This is a genomic window from Streptosporangium saharense (assembly GCF_014203715.1).
Classification (GTDB): Bacteria; Actinomycetota; Actinomycetes; order Streptosporangiales; family Streptosporangiaceae; genus Streptosporangium; species Streptosporangium saharense.
On record NZ_JACHJP010000006.1, the window covers coordinates 362,389 to 379,808 of the forward strand.

General features: G+C 71.1%; 17 protein-coding genes. 8 read left to right on the top strand and 9 right to left on the bottom strand.

The features are described 5' to 3' along the window. Positions 1-370: 370 nt before the first annotated feature. Both FHS44_RS27220 and FHS44_RS27225 read left to right on the top strand, forming a co-directional pair. Positions 371-1,498 carry an AAA family ATPase gene (locus tag FHS44_RS27220; protein ID WP_184719636.1) on the top strand — a complete coding sequence of 376 codons (1,128 nt, stop codon included), beginning with the start codon at positions 371-373 and terminating at the stop codon, positions 1,496-1,498. Next, positions 1,495-2,091 carry a DUF4276 family protein gene (locus FHS44_RS27225; protein ID WP_184719638.1) on the top strand — a complete coding sequence of 199 codons (597 nt, stop codon included), beginning with the start codon at positions 1,495-1,497 and terminating at the stop codon, positions 2,089-2,091. Before FHS44_RS27220 ends, FHS44_RS27225 begins: the two co-directional genes overlap by 4 nt. 223 nt (positions 2,092-2,314) lie before the next feature. Here FHS44_RS27225 and FHS44_RS27230 read toward each other — a convergent pair whose 3' ends face one another. Together FHS44_RS27230 and FHS44_RS27235 are read right to left on the bottom strand one after the other, a co-directional pair. Continuing rightward, the gene (locus FHS44_RS27230; protein WP_184719640.1) at positions 2,315-3,079 is read right to left on the bottom strand and encodes a neutral zinc metallopeptidase; all 765 of its coding nucleotides are present in this window, start codon (positions 3,077-3,079) and stop codon (positions 2,315-2,317) included. A gap of 240 nt (positions 3,080-3,319) precedes the next feature. Continuing rightward, complete coding sequence (locus FHS44_RS27235; protein ID WP_184719642.1) at positions 3,320-3,892, bottom strand: MarR family winged helix-turn-helix transcriptional regulator; 573 nt, start codon at positions 3,890-3,892, stop codon at positions 3,320-3,322. A gap of 186 nt (positions 3,893-4,078) precedes the next feature. Between FHS44_RS27235 and FHS44_RS27240 the strand changes: the two genes are divergently transcribed. The 5 genes from FHS44_RS27240 (at position 4,079) to FHS44_RS27260 (ending at position 10,881) form a co-directional block, all read left to right on the top strand. Beyond that, positions 4,079-5,032: an aldo/keto reductase gene (locus FHS44_RS27240; protein WP_184719644.1), complete on the top strand. Its 954-nt coding sequence runs from the start codon at positions 4,079-4,081 to the stop codon at positions 5,030-5,032. Positions 5,033-5,267: 235 nt separating this feature from the next. Then, a complete protein-coding gene (locus FHS44_RS27245; RefSeq protein WP_184719646.1) occupies positions 5,268-6,938 on the top strand; it encodes an ABC transporter substrate-binding protein in 1,671 nt (556 codons plus the stop codon). 12 nt (positions 6,939-6,950) lie between these two features. After that, positions 6,951-7,955 carry an ABC transporter permease gene (locus tag FHS44_RS27250; RefSeq protein WP_184719649.1) on the top strand — a complete coding sequence of 335 codons (1,005 nt, stop codon included), beginning with the start codon at positions 6,951-6,953 and terminating at the stop codon, positions 7,953-7,955. After that, positions 7,952-8,854 (top strand): ABC transporter permease, encoded by a 903-nt coding sequence (locus FHS44_RS27255; protein WP_184719651.1) that lies wholly within the window; start codon positions 7,952-7,954, stop codon positions 8,852-8,854. Before FHS44_RS27250 ends, FHS44_RS27255 begins: the two co-directional genes overlap by 4 nt. 2 nt (positions 8,855-8,856) lie before the next feature. Beyond that, positions 8,857-10,881 carry an ABC transporter ATP-binding protein gene (locus FHS44_RS27260; protein WP_184719653.1) on the top strand — a complete coding sequence of 675 codons (2,025 nt, stop codon included), beginning with the start codon at positions 8,857-8,859 and terminating at the stop codon, positions 10,879-10,881. A gap of 69 nt (positions 10,882-10,950) precedes the next feature. Here FHS44_RS27260 and FHS44_RS27265 read toward each other — a convergent pair whose 3' ends face one another. Then, positions 10,951-12,024, bottom strand: coding sequence for a transcriptional regulator (locus FHS44_RS27265; protein ID WP_184719656.1), 1,074 nt, complete (start codon positions 12,022-12,024; stop codon positions 10,951-10,953). A 72-nt stretch (positions 12,025-12,096) separates the two neighbouring features. Here FHS44_RS27265 and FHS44_RS27270 point away from each other — a divergent pair, with 72 nt between their 5' ends. Then, complete coding sequence (locus FHS44_RS27270; protein WP_184719658.1) at positions 12,097-12,258, top strand: hypothetical protein; 162 nt, start codon at positions 12,097-12,099, stop codon at positions 12,256-12,258. A gap of 12 nt (positions 12,259-12,270) precedes the next feature. Here the strand turns inward: FHS44_RS27270 and FHS44_RS27275 are convergent, their stop codons facing one another. From FHS44_RS27275 to FHS44_RS27300, 6 genes are all read right to left on the bottom strand, one after another. Continuing rightward, entirely contained in the window at positions 12,271-13,335 is a 1,065-nt protein-coding gene (locus FHS44_RS27275) for a CU044_5270 family protein (RefSeq protein ID WP_184719659.1), read from the bottom strand. After that, on the bottom strand, positions 13,328-13,927 hold the full coding sequence (locus FHS44_RS27280) for an RNA polymerase sigma factor (protein WP_312863833.1): 600 nt from the start codon (positions 13,925-13,927) through the stop codon (positions 13,328-13,330). The genes FHS44_RS27275 and FHS44_RS27280 overlap by 8 nt, the downstream gene beginning before the upstream one ends. A gap of 78 nt (positions 13,928-14,005) precedes the next feature. Further along, a complete protein-coding gene (gene ybiA, locus FHS44_RS27285) occupies positions 14,006-14,587 on the bottom strand; it encodes a riboflavin biosynthesis intermediates N-glycosidase (RefSeq protein WP_376771613.1) in 582 nt (193 codons plus the stop codon). A 72-nt stretch (positions 14,588-14,659) separates the two neighbouring features. Then, on the bottom strand, positions 14,660-15,679 hold the full coding sequence (locus tag FHS44_RS27290; RefSeq protein ID WP_184719663.1) for an ABC transporter permease: 1,020 nt from the start codon (positions 15,677-15,679) through the stop codon (positions 14,660-14,662). Continuing rightward, positions 15,676-16,536 carry an ATP-binding cassette domain-containing protein gene (locus FHS44_RS27295; RefSeq protein WP_184719665.1) on the bottom strand — a complete coding sequence of 287 codons (861 nt, stop codon included), beginning with the start codon at positions 16,534-16,536 and terminating at the stop codon, positions 15,676-15,678. The genes FHS44_RS27290 and FHS44_RS27295 overlap by 4 nt, the downstream gene beginning before the upstream one ends. Before the next feature lie 83 nt (positions 16,537-16,619). Further along, a complete protein-coding gene (locus tag FHS44_RS27300; RefSeq protein WP_184719667.1) occupies positions 16,620-17,387 on the bottom strand; it encodes an SDR family NAD(P)-dependent oxidoreductase in 768 nt (255 codons plus the stop codon). Positions 17,388-17,420 lie beyond the last annotated feature (33 nt).

Below are 17,420 nucleotides of genomic sequence, written 5' to 3' on the forward strand. Positions count from 1 at the left end.
TCCTCGCGGCCTTCCGCAGACTCGGGCGTTACGACACCGCCCACCGTGACGCCCGCCCGTGGCTGTACGGCATCGCCGTGCCGAGGTCAGGGCGTACCGGGGGTGGGGGAGAAGGGGTTGGGCGGCTGTTGGTTTGCGGTCAAATCGCCGGTGGATCGTACGGCGGGGCCGGGGGCTCACGGGTACGGTGGGGCGTTGGACACGGCGGTGGCCTGAGGCGTGAGTCGTTGGGGCTCGGCAGGATCGGTCTCCATGGCGGATCTTCCGTGCCGGGGGTCCCCGGAGGGCCAGGGCGAAGGTGAGTGTTGAGGCGGGGCGATGTGAAGGTGCGGAGAGTGTGATGGGGCGGGAAGCGCCGTTTCTTCGGCGGATGAGGGTGACCGGCTACAAGAGCATCGCCTCCTGTGAGGTCGTCTTCACCCCGTTGCTGATCCTGCTGGGGCCGAACGGGGCGGGGAAGAGCAACCTTCTTGACGCGCTCCGGTTCGTGAAGGACGCGCTGAACCGGACTCCGGCCGACGCCCTGGCCGCGCGTGGTGGCCTGGACGAGGTGCTTCGCCAGGCTCCCGGCGCCTCGGACGAGTTCGCGATCCTCCTGGAGTTCGGGGCCGAACTGGCGGGTGAACCGGCGTCGGTCGAGTACGGATTCAGGGTCGGCAGGGACCTCACGGGACAGCGGGCACTGGTCGTCAGGGAGGAACACTGTGTCATCCGCCGGGGTGAGTCCGGTTCCGGGGAACCGCGGTTCGAGGTGCAGGCCGGGGCGGTCACCGGCGGGGGAGACATCGAACCCGACCGGCTCTACCTGCCGCTGGCCGCCACCCGGTGGGATTTCAGCGATGTCTACTACGACCTCAGGGACATGCTCTTCCACCACCTGGACGTCGACCAGATGCGGCGGCTCCAGTCAAGTCAGCGGACCGGGAGGATCGGCTACTCGGGGAAGCACATCGGACCCGTGCTGGGGGAGCTGGCGTTCAGATATCCGGTGTTCAAGGCCCGTGTCGACGACTACCTCGGCGCGATGGTCCCGGAGGCGCTGGGGGTGGACGAGCGGCTCGTTGATAAGTATTCGGCCGTGGAACTCCGTACCCGGGACGCTGAGCGGCCGTTCGGGCCGGAGGCCATCTCCGTGGGGACCCTGCACGCGGCCGGTGTGCTGACCGCGCTGTTCCAGCCCGCCGTACTCGACGGGCAGGCGAAGCTGGTGGCGATCGAGGAGCCGGAGACCGCGCTCCACCCCGCGGCGGCCGGGGCGTTGTTCGACGCGCTGACGGAGGCGAGCGAGCTCGTCCAGGTCGTGATCACCACGCAGAGCGCCGAGCTGCTCGACCGGGACGACGTCGATCCGGCCTCCGTGCGGATCGTGGCGATGGAGAACGGGGTGACCGTGGTCGGCGAGATCGACGGGGTCAGCCGTACTCTCCTCGAAGAGGGGCACGCCACCCTCGGCGAACTGCTGCGCGACGGCCAGCTCCGCCCGGAGGCGGGCGCATGACCGGTCCGGTGACGATCGCCTCCATCGTGGAGGGCGACGGTGAGGTGTCCGCGCTTCCCGTGCTGCTCCGCAGGATCGCCGGGGCGCTCTCGTGCTGGGACGTGCGGATCCCTCCGCCGCGCCGCGTTCCCCGCAGCAGGCTCGTCGCCCGTGGCGGGGTCGAGAACGCAGTCCTCCAGGCGTCCTACCAGCTCACCGGCGCGGGAGGGATCCTGCTGCTGATCGACTCCGACGACGACTGCCCGGCCACTCTCGGTCCTGAGCTATTTCGGAGAGCCCGTGAGGCGCGGGGAGACCGGGAGATCTCGGTGGTGCTCGCCTGCCGGGAGTTCGAGGCGTGGTTCCTGGCTGCTGCGGAGTCCCTGTCGGGGCATCGGGGGCTGGCCGATCCGCTGCTTCCGCCGCCGAATCCGGAGGGCATCCGGGGTGCCAAGGAGTGGCTCTCCGCCCGCAAGTCCGATGGCACGCGCTACCGGGAGACCGTGGACCAGGCGGCGCTGGCCGCGCTCTTCGACATGGAGCAGGCCCGTAAGGCGGCGCCGTCCTTCGACAAGTTCTGGCGTGACGTCGAACGGCTGCTGCTGGGTCGCTGAACTTTGTGCCCTGTGCCGGAGTCTCAGACGGTATGGGGTTTCGGTGGGCTCTTGTGCGGTTGGTTGTGGTGGCCGTGGTGCTTGGGGTGGTGGTCGCGGGGGGTGCCTGGTGGTGCTGGCCACGATGGGGGAGGCGTTGCGGGACAGCATTCCGGTGTTCCGCTTCCTCTCTGGGTGATGGCCCGGGTACGGCGGCGCGTCCAGGGGCGCGCCGCCTTGGGGGTCAGGCGACCTTGGGGGAGGGGGCCTTCCAGGTGTTGCAGGCGCCGGGCTTCGCCGTGTTGTATCCGGTCTTGAACCAGGCCAGGCGGTTGGCGGGCTTGCCGTACCACTTGGGGATGAACCTGTCGTACTCCTTGGGCGTCTCGGCGGACAGCAGGGGTCCCCAGTCGCGGGCCATACGGCCGAGGCTCTTGAGGGACACGCCGGTCAGGCAGTCGGACTGCTGGTAGAAGCGGTGGGTCTGCTCGTTCATCTCGGCCTCCTCACCGTCGTAGCGCAGTGCCCACCAGGCCTCGCTGATGCCCGTCTGCGACTGGACGAACTGGGCGTAGGCGCGGGTGACCTCGACGAGGACGGGCAGCTCGGAGCTGGCCCTGATCCAGTCGGAGCGCAGTTGCACCTGGACGGAGCGGTAGCAACTGGTGGCGGCGGAGCCGGACACCGTGAGGCCGCTGGAGCAGGGGCCGGGAAGGGTGTTCCTGATAGCCAGTTCGGCCGGGACGAATTCCTTCACCCGCTTGCCCCAGGCGGTGTTCAGGCAGCCGACGATCTTCTTGAGGTAGGCCGTCGTCGAGGCCTTGGTGGTGCCCTTGACCGCCTTGCAGGAGACCGAGGGCAGGGCGGGCACGGTGTAGAGGGGGTTGTGGGTCAGCTCGGGGGCGCCGACGATGGGATAGGCGGACGCGGCTGTTGGGGCCGAGAGCAGCAGGGCCAGGGCCCCGGCGGAGGCCGTCAGAAAGACCGGAAATATGCGGCGGATCGTCATAAATCGCGATCATAGGGAGAGGCGACCTCGCGCGGACGTTTCGTGACCGGGCTGTGCCCTCACGACGCTCGGGACCTGTCCACGCGACCCGTCCGTCCCCACGACCCAAAAACCTCCGGCCCGCACGACCTGTTCGCATGGTGCTCACCGCCTCCGGTCTCACGGCCCGCACGTGTGGTCCGGTCGCTGGTGACAGCCGCCCTCACGGTCCTAAGACCTCAGCTTGAGAGGGCCGGGGTGTCACTGTCTGCGGCGGAGGTTGCCGTCGTCGAGGCGGGCGTTGACCAGTTTGCCGAGGAGGGTGACGAGTTGGTCGCGTTCTTCCGGGGTGAGGGTCTCGGCCCAGTAGCGCTCCCTGGCGTTGTAGATCGAGAAGGCCTCGACGAAGGCGGTTCTGCCCTTCTCCGACAGGGTGACGACGTGGGTCCTGCGGTCGCGTTCCGACAGGCGGCGCTCGATCATCTCCTGGCCGGAGATCTTGTCGAGCAGGGCTGAGGCGGCGGCCCGGCTCATCCCGGAGAGCCTGATCAGGTCCCGGGTCTCCATCTCCCCGTACATGTACAGGATCAGCAGCAGTTTGAGCGTGGGGGCGGCGACGATGTCGGCGCGCCTGAGGGTGGCGGACAGGTCGTAGAACACGAGGCTCGTCGCGCAGTGCAGCGTCATGCACAGCCGCATGGCCTCGTCGTCGACCCCCGGGATCTGGGGAGGGACGGACTCGACCGCCTGGCCGATCAGGGACCACATGGTGGTGTCCTCAACGGCGTCGGGCGCGGTCGCGGCGTTCAAAGCGCGGTCACTGGGCAACGGCACGGCTCCGCTTGTCTGGGGGGAGAAGGACGATCAGGACATTCAACCATCATGATGACTGCCAATGTATTGACGGTCAATGTATTGACAAATTTCGCGGTGCTGCCCACGCTGGTCGAACCCAACCGAGAAGTACGGAGACACCGCCGCATGATGAGGTATCACTCCCTGGGCGTTAACGGTCCCAAGGTGTCCGCGCTGAGCATCGGCTCCTACCACACCTACGACCGGATGCGTCACGAGGACATCGTCGAGTTCCTGACGACCGCGAGGAACGCCGGGGTCACGTGGTTCGACGTGGGCCACTACACCTCGGCCGCCCGACCGGACGATCCGGTCTCCGAGACCGACATGCGGTTCGCGGCGGCGCGGGACGCGGCGGGCATCGCCAGGGAGGACTACTTCCACACCGAGAAGCTCTGGTACGGCGGGCCGCGCCCCTCCTTCCGCGACCAGCTCGCGGAGTCCCTGCCCCGGGCGAGGGTGGACGCGGCCGACTGCGTCATCTACAACCCGGACACGGCCTACTACTTCCAGACCGCCGTGGACATGAAGGACATCGTCCGGCAGATGGCCGGGCTGGTCGAGGCCGGGCTGACGAGGTACTGGGGCATCAACCACGCGACCCCGGCCGAGATCGACGAGGCCTGCGCCTACGCGCACCAGGAGGGCATGCCGCTGCCCAGCGTGCTGCAACTGCCGTACTCGGCAATCGCCAGGAAGATGGGCGAGGACGGTGAGCTGGCCGAGGTCATGGAGCGCTGGGACCTGGTGATCCAGACGACGAACGTGCTGGCCGTCGGCGTGCTGGCAGGACGGCGGGCCGCCAGCAGCGAGCGTCCGCTCGGCCCCTCCGGCATGACCAGGCACGCCGAGGAGGTCCGCGACGCGTTCGCCGCACGGGCCGAGGCGCTGGGCGCGACGGCCGCGCAGCTCGCGATCGCCTTCGCCCTCACCCACCCGCGTACGGCCTCGGTGCTCTTCGGGGCCAGCAGCGTCGAACAGCTCAAGGCCAACCTCGGCGCGCTCGACCTGGTGAACAGGCTGGGCACCGAGGGCGTACGCGCCGCCGTCGCCGACCTGCCGCAGAACCCGGACGAACTGCGGGTCGGGGAGATCGACGGCCAGCCAGCCGTCGGCTGACCCCCGCACGAGATGGTCAGCCGACCGTGGGCCGACGCCGTACGAGACGGTCGGCTCACCTCGGGCTGACGCCGTACGGGACGGTCGGCTCATCGCGGGCTGGCCCGTGCGGAACGGTCGGCCCACCGTGGGCTACGCCGTACGAGACGGGCAGTCCGCGGTGGGCCGGTCGGCGCGAGAGCGCATCTGTCGGGGGACAAGCTCCAACCACCCTGTTTTGAAGAAAGGCCGACCCGTGAGTCCAACCACCACGCGCGTCCGACGCCTGATCGCAGTCGCCGGTGCCACCGGTCTCGCGCTGGCGATCACCTCCTGTTCCAGCGAACGCGGCACGCGGCAGGCGTCCGCGGGCGGCGAGAAGACGGGGACGTTCGTCTTCGCCGCCGCCTCAGAGCCGGTCGCGCTGGACCCGGCGTTCGTCGCCGACAGCGAGAGCACACGGGTCGCCAACCAGATCTTCGAGGGTCTGGTGTCGATCAAGCCCGGCACTGCCGAGCCCGCGCCGGGCCTGGCGACCTCCTGGTCGCAGACCGACGACGGCCTGAGCTACACCTTCCAGCTCCGCAAGGACGTGAAGTTCTCCGACGGCACACCCTTCGACGCCGAGGCCGTCTGCTTCAACTTCGAGCGCTGGTACAACTGGAACGGTCCGCTGCAGGCCGAGAACATCAGCAACCTGTACCAACTGGTCTTCGCGGGCTTCAAGACCAGCGACAACCCGGCGCTCACCAAGGGCATCTACAAGGGCTGCGCGGCGCAGGGCGACGCGGTCACCATCACGCTGACCCGCCCCTACGGCAGCCTCATCCCCGCGCTGGCCATCTCGTCGTTCGCGATGCAGAGCCCGACGGCCCTCAAGCAGTACAAGGCCGACGACCCCGGCGCCTCCGGGGACGTCCGGCGCAACGAGTACTCGACGGCGCACCCCACCGGCACGGGACCGTACCTGTTCGAGTCGTGGGAGAAGGGGCAGCGGCTGACGCTGCGCGCCAACCCCACCTACTGGGGCGGGAAGCCGAAGATCGACAAGATCGTGGTGCGGATCATCCCGGACGGCACCGCCAGGCTGCAGGCGCTGCAGAGCGGGGAGATCGACGGCTACGACCTGGTCGCGCCCGCGGACGTGCAGGGGCTGTCCGGCGCGGGCTTCCAGGTCCTGCCCAGGGAGCCGCTCAACATCCTCTATCTCGGCATGAACCAGGCGGATCCGCTGCTGGCCGACATCAGGGTCCGCAAGGCCATCGCCCACGCCCTCGACAAGCAGGCGATCGTCTCGCAGACGCTGCCCGCGGGCACCAAGCCCGCCGAGCAGTTCATCCCGCCGCCGGTCAACGGCTACGCCGACAGCGTCGCGACCTACGACTACGACCCGGCCAAGGCGAAGAAGCTCCTTGAGGAGGCGGGCGCGGTCGGCAAGACGGTCACGTTCAACTACCCGACCGGTACGTCGAGGCCGTACATGCCGAGCCCCGAGGACACCTTCGTGGCGATCCGCACCCAGCTTGAGGCCGTCGGGCTGAAGGTCAACGCCGTGCCGGAGAAGTGGAGCCCCGAGTACCTGGAGCGGATCAAGGCCAAGACCGACCACGGCCTGTACCTCCTCGGCGGGACGGGCATCATGAACAGCGCCGACACCTTCCTCGGCATCTTCTTCGGCCGCAAGACCGTCGAGTGGGGCTTCGAGGACAAGAAGCTGTTCGAGTCGGTCGCCGCGGCGCGCAGCGCGCGCAACCTGGCCGAGCAGGGCGAGAAGTACGCCACGGTGAGTAAGGAGCTCATGGACCTGCTGCCGGGCATCCCGGTCGCGCACCCGGTCCCCTCGCTCGCGCTCTCGCCCAGGATCACCGGTTACGTCACCAGCCCGCTCGCGGCCGAGGTGTGGAACACCCTTGAGATCAAGGGCTAGGGAACAGAAGAGATGATCGCCTTCGTCGCCCGGCGGCTGGCCCTGGTGGTGCCGGTGCTGTTCGGACTCAGCCTGCTGCTGTTCGTGTGGCTGCGGCTGCTGCCCGGGGACCCGGCGCGGGCACTGCTCGGGGAGCGGGCCACCCAGGAGGGGATCGACCGGGTCAACCACCTGTACGGGTTCGACCGGTCGCTCCCCGAGCAGTTCCTGCTCTTCCTCGAACGGCTCGCGCGGGGCGACCTCGGCTCCTCCATCAGGACGGGGCAGAGCGTGGTGGGCAGTTTCTTCGAGCGTTTCCCGGCGACCGTCGAACTGGCGGTCGCCGGGCTCGGCCTGGCGATCGTGGTCGGCATCCCGCTCGGCTACTTCGCCGCCCGCCGCAAGGGCGGCCCGCTCGACCACCTGTCCGTCGGGGCCTCCCTGCTGGGGGTCGTGGTGCCGGTGTTCTTCCTGGCCTACCTCCTGAAGTACGTCTTCGCGATCCGGCTCGGCTGGCTGCCGACGGCGGGACGCCAGGACGTCAGGCTCGACGCGACCCACCCGACCGGCCTCTACGTGCTGGACGGGGTGCTGACCGGGGAGTGGGACGCCGCCTGGGACGCGCTGCTGCACCTGATCCTGCCCGCGATGGCCCTCGGGGCGATCCCGCTGGCGATCATCGTGCGGATCACCAGGGCCTCGGTGCTGGAAGTGATGAACGAGGACTTCGTCCGCACCGCGCGCGCCAAGGGCCTGACCAGGGCGGTGATCCGGCGCAGGCACGTCATGCGCAACGCGCTGCTGCCCGTCTCGACCACGATCGGCCTGCAGGCAGGTGCCCTGCTGGCCGGGGCTGTGCTCACCGAGACGGTGTTCGCGCTCAACGGGGTCGGGGAGTTCCTGTTCACCGCCGTCAACCATCTGGACTATCCGGTGCTCCAAGGATTCGTGCTGTTCATCGCGGTCATCTACGCGGTCGTCAACCTGCTGGTGGACGTGTCGTACGCGGTCATCGACCCCAGGGCGAGGCAGCGATGAGCGCCCCGGTCCTCGCCCAGGAAGCCGTCCCGGCGCGGCCCGGTGGGACGTGGCGGGTCGCGCTGCGCAGGCTGCTGCGCCGCAGGTCGGCCATCGCCGGAGGCGTCATCGTGCTGCTGTTCACGGTGGTCGCGCTGGCCGCGCCGCTGCTGACGCCGTACGAGCCGGGCAGCGCCGAGTGGGCGGGGAAGATCACCCCGTCGTCGGTGCCAGGGCCGGGTCCCGGTCACCTGCTCGGTCTCGACAGCTTCGGCTCCGACCTCTTCACCCAGTTGGTGTACGGCGCGCGGCAGTCACTGGTCATCGGCATCACCGCGACCGGGCTCGGGCTGCTCGTCGGGGCGCTGGTCGGCCTGCTCGCCGGAGGGCTCGGCGGCTGGGTGGACACGCTGGCGATGCGGGTGACCGACGTGATGCTGTCGATCCCCGCGCTGCTGCTCGCGGTGAGCGTCGCCGCGGTGATGGGCCGCAGCCCGGTCGCCGTGATGATCGCCATCGCGGCGGCGCAGGTGCCGGTGTTCGCCCGCCTGCTCAGGGGGTCGATGCTGGCCCAGCGGGGGCTGGACTACGTGGTCGCGGCCCGCTCGGTCGGGGTGCCGACGAGCAGGATCGTGTTCGGCCAGATGCTGCCCAACTCGGTAGGGCCGGTGATCGTCCAGGCGACCCTCGTGCTGGCGACGGCGACGATCGAGGTGGCCGCGCTGTCGTTCCTCGGTCTCGGCCAGGCAGACCCGACGGTCGCCGAGTGGGGCCGCATGCTGGTCAAGGCGCAGGCCCGGCTGGAGAGCGCTCCCCACCTGGCGCTGCTGCCCGGCGCCTGCATCGCCGTCACGGCACTCGGCTTCACCCTCGTCGGTGAGGCCCTGCGCGAAGTCCTCGACCCGAAGACCACGAGGTGACCATGTCCCTGCTCGACGTCCGGAACCTCCGGGTACGGTTCACCTCCACCCAGTCCGTGTCCACCACCGCCGTTGACGGCGTCAGCCTGACCGTCGAGGCCGGGGAGGTCGTGGCGCTGGTCGGCGAGTCCGGCTGCGGCAAGTCCGCGACCGCGCTCGCGCTGCTCGGGCTGCTGCCCGGCTCGGCGCGGGTCGAGGGCGAGATCGTGTTCGACGGCGAGGACCTGACCACGCTGAACGACCGGCAGCTTTCGGCCAGGCGCGGCCGTGACCTGGCGATGGTCTTCCAGGACCCGATGACCTCGCTCAACCCGGTCGTGCCGATCGGCGTGCAGATCACCGAGGTCCTGCTGCGCCACACCGGCCTGTCGAAGGCGGCGGCCGGGGCCCGCGCCGAGGAACTGCTGCGCGAGGTCGGCATCCCCGACCCGGTCCGCAGACTGCGGCAGTATCCCCACCAGCTCTCCGGCGGCATGCGCCAGCGCGTCATGATCGCCATCGCCATCGCGTGCGGCCCGAAGCTGCTGATCGCCGACGAGCCGACCACGGCGCTCGACGTCACGATCCAGGCCCAGGTCCTCGAACTGCTGGCCAGGCTCGCCCGTGACCACGGCGCCGCGCTGCTGATGATCACACACGACCTGGGCGTCGTCGCGGGCCTGGCCGACCGGGTCAACGTGATGTACGGCGGGCGGGTCGTCGAGACGGCTTCGGCGCCGGAGCTGTTCCGCAGGCCCATGCACCGCTACACCCGTGGCCTGCTGGCCTCGATCCCGGCGCTCGACTCGCCCAGGGACGTGGCGCTCACCCCGATCCCCGGCTCGCCGTTCGACCGGCTGCCCTGGGAGTCGGGGTGCTCGTTCGCCTCCCGGTGCGCGGTCGCCGACGAGGCGTGCATGGTCCCCGACCTGCCCATGACCGACGACTCTCCCGGCCACCGGCACCGGTGCGTCCACCCCGGGGGCGACGCTCCGGTCCCGGTCTCCGTCACCACGCGGGAGCCGCAGGCCCCCTCCGGGGGCGGGAGTCCCGAGCCACTGGTGCGGATCAGCGACCTGCGGGTGCGCTACCCGGCCAGGCGTGCCGCGGTCACCAACCGGCCCGTCGAGTACGTCCGCGCGGTCGACGGGGTCAGCCTCGACCTGCCGAGGGGTCGGACCTACGGGCTGGTCGGGGAGTCCGGCTGCGGCAAGTCCAGCCTGGGACGCGCGCTGCTGCGGCTCGAACCTGTCGCCTCGGGAAGCGTGCTCTTCGACGGCGTCGACCTGGCCGGGATGCGCGAGCGCGGGCTGCGCCCGATGCGGCGCCGGATGCAGATGGTCTTCCAGGACCCGATGGCCAGCCTCAACCCGCGCCAGAGCGTCGGCGACATCCTGGAGCTGCCGCTGCGCGTGCACGGTGTGCCCGGGGGACGTAGGGAGTGGCGGGCCAAGGTGCTGCGCACGCTGGACCAGGTCGGACTGCCGCGCGCGGCCGAGCACCGCTACCCGCACGAGTTCTCCGGCGGCCAGCGTCAGCGGGTCGGCATCGCCAGGGCGATCATCCTCGAACCCGACCTGCTGATCGCCGACGAGCCGGTCTCCGCGCTGGACGTCTCGGTCCAGGCGCAGATCGTCAACCTGCTCCAGGAGGTCAAGCGGACGCTGTCGCTGACGACGCTGCTGATCGCCCATGACCTGGCCGTGGTGCGGCACATGAGCGACACGGTCGGCGTCATGTATCTCGGCAGGCTCGTGGAGGAGGCGGACTCGCGGGAGCTGTTCGAACGCCCGCTGCACCCCTACACCGTGTCGCTGATGTCGGCGGTGCCGCTGCCCGACCCGGTCGCCGAGTCGCGGCGCGAGCGGATCATCCTCAGCGGCGACCTGCCCAGCCCGGCCAACCCGCCGAGCGGCTGCCCGTTCCACACCCGCTGCCCCTTCCGGCGCGAGACCCGCTGCGCCGACGAGGTTCCGCAGGTCAGGGAGGTCGTGCCGGGACACCGGGTGGCCTGCCACTGGGCGGAGGACATCGCGGGCCTCTCCTGAGGGCCGCGCCGTACGGACGGCGTCCCCGCCTGCCGATGGGGCTTCGGCAGGCGGGGACGCCGCCCTCCTTCATGCCAGCAGGGCGTGCCGGTGCCTCCACGCCAGTTCCAGTACGGCGGCGCCCGCCGCCTGCGTCGGCTTCTCGCTGACGTAGCGGGCCACGTGGGCGGCGTCGAAGGGGATGGCCGTCCCGACGACCCGGCCCTCCTCGTTCTCCTCGACCACGGCCCCGAGGAGGTCGTCGTATGCCTCGGCCTCGAAGACCGTCACGGCCAGAATGTCCGTCGCGAACGTCAGCGGATCGACCCCGAGGCCGAGCACCAGCGGCCTGACGGCTCCCTCGGCACGGGCCTTCTCCATCCGCAGGTGGAAGGGCCAGGAGTCGTGGTCGAACGCTTCGCCGTACAGCTCGGGAAGGCCGAGGAACTCCTCGGCGTACTCCCGCACGACGCACCTCCACAGGTCGAGGTCCGCGGCCTCGGTCTCGGCGCGCACGGGCTGGAACACCCCGACCGGCATGACCTGGTAGAGGCCGCCCGCGTGGGCGACCCGCGCGGGGTCCCGCCAGTGCAGGACGAACGTCGCCTCTCCCGTACGGCTGTCGCGTCGCAGGGTCAGCACCGAGACGGCGGGCAGCGTGGGCCGTCCGGCCAGGTTCGTCGGGTCTCCCACGAGGGTCCTGAACGGCAGCGCCCCCTCGCCGAGACCGAGCAGGCCGGCCCTGGCCAGCTCGTGGGCCGCGGCCTCCCCGACGTCCACGGCGTCGAAGTAGTGGCCCCGCCCGAGGTCGAGCCTCGGCCACGCGGCGTCGAGCAGCCGGTAGCACACCCGGTTCTCGAACAGCTTCGGCCTGCCGTGGGCCGCCATGGCCCGCGCGTAGGTGGTGCTGTTCTCCGGCAGGAACGGGCGGGCCTGAGCCTCGGTGCCGGTGACGGGGGAGGGGGGAACGTCGTCGTGCCACACCGGGCGGACGTCGCCGAACGGCAGCGGGTCATCCGGCAGCCAGCCGGGACGGGTCAGCAGGTGGGTCGATCCGGCGCGGCCGAGGCCGGGGTGGCGCAGGGCGGCGGCACGCGTCAGGGCGTGCCGGTTCCCGTTCAGGTGGTCGCGCACCTGACGCCACCGCGCGGGGGAGTCACTCACCGGGCCTCCAGGAGGAGAGAGAGGTAAACCATGTGCGAACTGTCGGTGGGGCACGCGAGAATGCGGAGCATCATGGTTATCTCCCCAACACTTCCGTTCACCGCCACGACCTCGCTCAACGGCGACATCGTGGTCTTCTACGTCGGCTCCGAGCCCCGCATGACGGCCGAGCAGGCCCTCGCCTTCGCCGACCAGCTCCGCGACCTGGCGGCCGCCTCCGCCTGTCTGAGCTGATCCTCCCGCACGTCACGGCAGGGCGGGTACGGCGGGCTTCTCCGTCGTCCAGCCCGCGTCGAGCACCACCTCGACCTGGTCGTCCCCGGTGCCCGGCCTGCCGGTGACGGTCGAGGACAGCACCTGTGAGGTGACGGGGTCGATGACCAGGGTCCGCCGCACGGTCGCCGGGAGCCGTGAGGAGCCCGCGGTCTGCAGGGTGAAGGAGAAGGCCGCCCCCGCCCTGCCCTGTTCGTCCTCCGCCTCACCCAGATAGCGCACCTCGGGCAGGTCGGCCAGCGCCCGGTAGGCGGCGGCGCGCACCTTCGGCGGCGACGGCTTGCTCCACAGCAGGCCGCTGAGCGCGTCCGCGACGACGCCGTCGAGCGAGCCGCCCGGCGCGTCCCTGACCAGCTCGGCGACCTGTTCCCGCAGGCTGACGGGGTCGGTCGGCAGCCCCCTGATCTGTTCGAGGGTCATCTTCCTGCCCGCCATGCTGAACGCCGTCCCGTCGGGCACGGTTTCGAGGTGGCCCCTGCCGGGTTCGGTGGACAGCGTCCCCCCGGGGACCCGCCACTCGGTGGGGGAGCCGTCCCGGCGCCAGGCCTTCTTGTCGGTCTCGCTCGCGGGGCGCGTGCCCAGGGAGCGGGTCCCCACCCAGACCTCGCCGTCCTCGGTGACCCACTGCTCGGTGAGCTGTGACTCGGCGACCCGGTAGCGGTCGCCCTCGGCGCCGAACGTCTCCGGGTAGGTCCGCCGGTTCAGCTTGCTGACGTGCCAGTACGCGCCGTCGTTCTCGGGACCCGCCTCGGCGGTCACCGCGGCGGCCAACAGGATCGACCGCCCGGAGACCGTCGTCGTGACGCCCGGCGACACGACCTGTTCCGGTTCGGCGGTCGTGGCCCCCGTGACCACGACCGCCACCGCCACCACGGTGACCACCGTCGCCGTGGCGGCGAGCACACCGGTGATCCCCTTGGTGAACCTCAGGCGCGGCCGTCCTGCCTCGGCGTCCAGGGCCTGGCGCACCCTGGCCTTGAGAACCGGGTCGGGCCGTGGCTCGCCGTACAGCTCGCGGAGCTTCTCCAGTTCATCCACGGCGCGTCTCCTCGGGGTCGAGCATCGGGTTGGTCTCGCCAAGGATGGCGCGCAGTTTCCGTCTGGCCCGGCTCAGGCGTGATCCCACGGTTCCGTAGGGAATGCCGAGGGCCGCCGCGACCTCCTCGTGGCTGAGGTCGGCGAGGGCGACCAGGAGCAGGACGTCACGGTCACGCTGGTGGAGCTCGGCGACGGCCGCGGCGAGACTCGGCCGCAGGCTCTCCGCGCTGACCCGCGCCGCGACGCGCTCCTCGTGCCCGGGGGCGTCCGGGTCGAGGCCGTGCCGGCCGAGCGCGCGCAGCGTGCGCACCTCGCCCCGGCGCTGCCTGCCGACGAGGTTGGTCGCGATGCCGTACAGCCAGGCCCGCACCCCGGCGCGGGACGGGTCGTAGCGCGACCGCTTGCGGAACGCGGTGAGGAACGTCTCCGCGACGATGTCCTCCGCGACGTCGTCCCCCAGCCGCTGGGCGACGTAGCGGTGGATCTCGGCGAAGTGGGCGTCGAAGATCGCGCTGAACCCCTCGGCCTCGTCGAGGGAGTGAGGCACGGCCTCGGGACTCCCCGGACGGACGGCCCATGAGATCGAGGTCACGAAGGTCTCCCGTTTCCAGCGCGGTCGGCGGTCATCCCTTCTCACCCGATCCGTCCGATCGCTTTCACGGAACCTTTCTCAGGGGGTTTCCTCCAGGAGGTCGCGGACGTCCATGAGGGCGAAGCCGAGCAGGTTCAGGCCCTGCCAGGTGCCGGGGGAGGCGGCTCGTTCGTCGTCGGCGGTCAGCCCGATGCCCCAGATCCTGTCGACGGGACTGGCCTCGACCAGGACGCGCCTCCCGGTGCCGAGCAGGAAGTCCCCGAGCTCCGGGTTCGCACCGAACTTGGCGGTGTTGCCGCGCACCACGATCGCGTAGCGGTGCTCCTCCCACACGGCCTCGTCGAAGCCGCGGACCTCCCGGCCGAGCCGTTTGGCCTCGCCGGGGTGCGGCGCCGTGAGGACCGCGGCCGCCGTCTCGTCGTCGCCGAACAGCCACGCTTTGTGCGCCATCATGTGGTGCTCGGCGGAGCGGAAGACGTGCTCGCCGCCGCCGAAGTCGTTCTCCGCGGGGAAGGGCGCCTCCCACCACTGGCTCAGGCACCCGGCGCCGACCCCGCCCCCGCGCGGCGGCCGGTGACCCCAGAAGAACAGGTAGCGCAGCCGTACACCGTCATGCTCGGCGGCGACGGCCTCGGCGACGGAACGCGGCAATCCAGGCACCGTCACACCCTGCCACGCGCGGTCGGCGCGCGGCCAGCGGTTATCCACGCCGAGGCACGTCACAGGAGCCGGTCAGGTACGGCGGGCGAGCCGCAGGCGCTGCTGGTCGGCGAAGACCGCGGCGACCAGCACCACGCCGACGGTGATGGTCTGCCAGGAGGAGCTGACGCTCGCCACGACCAGCCCGGTCTGCAGCACCGTGATGATGAGCGTCCCGATGACGGCCCCGGCGATGTTGCCGCGCCCGCCGAACAGGCTGACGCCGCCGATGACGACGGCGGCGATGGCCGACAGCTCGGAGGTCTGCCCGGCCGTCACCGACGCGCTGGCCAGCTGGGCCATCACCAGGAACCCGGCGACCCCGGCCAGCGAACCCGCCAGCGCGTAGACCGCCGTGGTGTGCCGCCCGACCCGGATACCGGTGCGCGCCGCGGCCTCGGGGTTGCTGCCGATGCCGTAACAGTGCCGTCCGAACCGGGTCCGGTGCAGCAGCAGGGCCGCCCCGGCCGTGATGACCACCGTCACGAGGACCGGGACCGGGATCCAGCCGTCGAGGACCGCGCTGTTGCCGATGGCGAAGATGTCCGGGGGAAGGGTGGAGATGTCCTGACCGTCGTTGATCAGCTGGGTGACGCCGGTTGCCGCGCCCATCATGCCGAGCGTCGCGATCAGCGGCATGATCCCCAGCCGGGTGACGACGAGGCCGTTGACGGTGCCGACGAGCGTGCCCGTGACGACCGCGACGACGGCGCCGACGACGAGGATCGCCGCCTGCGACAGGCCCGTCCCGCCGAGCATCTGGGTCATCGCCCAGCCGGAGACCATCCCGGACAGGCCGAGGTTGGCGCCGACGGACAGGTCGATGCCGCGTCCCACGACGACGAAGGTCTGACCGAGGCTGAGCAGGATCACCTCCGTCGCGGCCAGGGACGTCGCCACCCAGGCCGCCTTGGAGTGGAACTGCGGCACCGCGACGAAGAACGCGGCCACGATGAGGACGAGCACGCCGAGGGTCCACAGGCTGCCCGCGCGTTCCCCGACGGCGGTGAGCCGGGGCGCGGTGATCCTGACGGAGGGCTGGGTCTGGGTCATCGCGTGCCTCCGTGTGAGGTGTTCTTCGGGGAGATCGGCAGCCCCGTCCGTTCGTCGGCCTCGCCCTCAAGGCCGGTGATCAGGCTGACGAGGCGTTCGACGGTGACCGTCTCGCGGTCGGCGAGCGCGACCAGCCGTCCCCGGCGCAGCACCGCGACGCGGTCGGCGATCTCCATGACGTGGGGGAGCTGGTGGCTGACCAGGACGACCGCGGTGCCCATGCCCCTGACGTGGTCGATGAGGTTGAGCACCTCGCGCTGCTGCTCGACGCCGAGGGCGGCGGTCGGCTCGTCCAGCAACAGCACCCGCTCGCACCAGGTGACGGCGCGGGCGATGGCGACCGCCTGGCGCTGCCCGCCGGACAGGTCGCCGCACTCGCGGGTGACGTCGGGGACGTGGATGCGCACCCGTTCGAGCGCCGCCTCGGTCCGCCTGCGCATCTCCTTCCTGTCGAGCCAGCCCAGCAGGCGGCCGGGGAGGGAGGAGGAGACGATCTCCCTGCCGAGGAACAGGTTGCCGGTGACGTCCAGGTCGAGGGCGAGCGCGAGGTCCTGGTAGACGGTTGCGACCCCGGCCGCCGTGGCGTCCGTCGGGCCGCGGAAGACCGTGGGCTCGCCGTTGACCAGCAGCGTCCCCTCGGACGGGGTCGTGTTGCCCGACAGGATCTTCAGCAGCGTGCTCTTGCCCGCGCCGTTGTCGCCGACCAGGGCGAGCACCTCACCCGCTCTCAGGTCGAGGGTGACGTCGCACAGCGCGACGACGGAGCCGTAGCGCTTGGTCAGGCCGCGCGCTTCGAGGACGGCCGCCGGGGCGTCGGGCGCGGGGCCCGGTGTCGCGGTCTCTGCCGTGGATGTCATGGGATCTCCCGGACGGGGGGTCTGGTCAGGCGGTCTCGGAGGTGGTTTTCGAGGGGTACGGCGGGGCCGTACGCCTGGAGGGGTCAGCTGACGAACAGGGGGAGCTGGGAGCCCGCGCACACGTGCAGCACCTCGCCGGTGACACGGGCCGCCCGCGCCGAGGCCAGGAAGGCGACGGCGTTGGCGACGTCCTCGGGACGGACCAGTTCTCCCATCGGGGTGGCCGCCCTGACCCGCTCGGCGTAGGCGTCGAGAACGCTCTCGTCGCCGCGCTGCCTGGCGAAGCGGGTACGGACGAAGCTGGGGGCGACGGCGTTGACGGTCACGCCGATCGGCGCGAGTTCGAGGGCCAGCGACCGGGTGAGCCCGACGAGACCGGCCTTCGAGGCGGCGTAGGCGGGGTGGCCGCCCCCGAGCCAGGTGCGTGAGGCGATGTTGACCAGGGCGCCGGAGCGCTGCCTGGTCCACCACGGCAGTGCCGCCCTGGCCAGCAGGGCGGGGCCCCTGAGGTTGACGTCGAGGGTCAGCGCCCACGCCTCGACGTCGAGGTCCGCCAGGTTCTGTGGCGGCTCGACCCCGGCGGCGCAGACGAGCGCGTCGAGGCGGCCGAACCGTTCGCCGGTCCTGGTCACGAGGTCGGTGATCTGGGCGGGGTCCCCGACGTCGAGCTCGTCGGCCTCGGCCAGGTCACCGGAGGCGGTGATTCCGGCGGCGACCTCGCGGGCGCGGGTGAGGTCGAGGTCGGTGACGACGACGGTCCAGCCGTCCTCGGCCAGTTTCGCGCAGGTCACCCCGCCGATGTCCCCGCCGCCTCCGGTGACGACGGCGACCCTGCCCTGTTCCTGCTTCATCCGGTGTGCTCCTGTGTGGTGGTCGGACGGGGG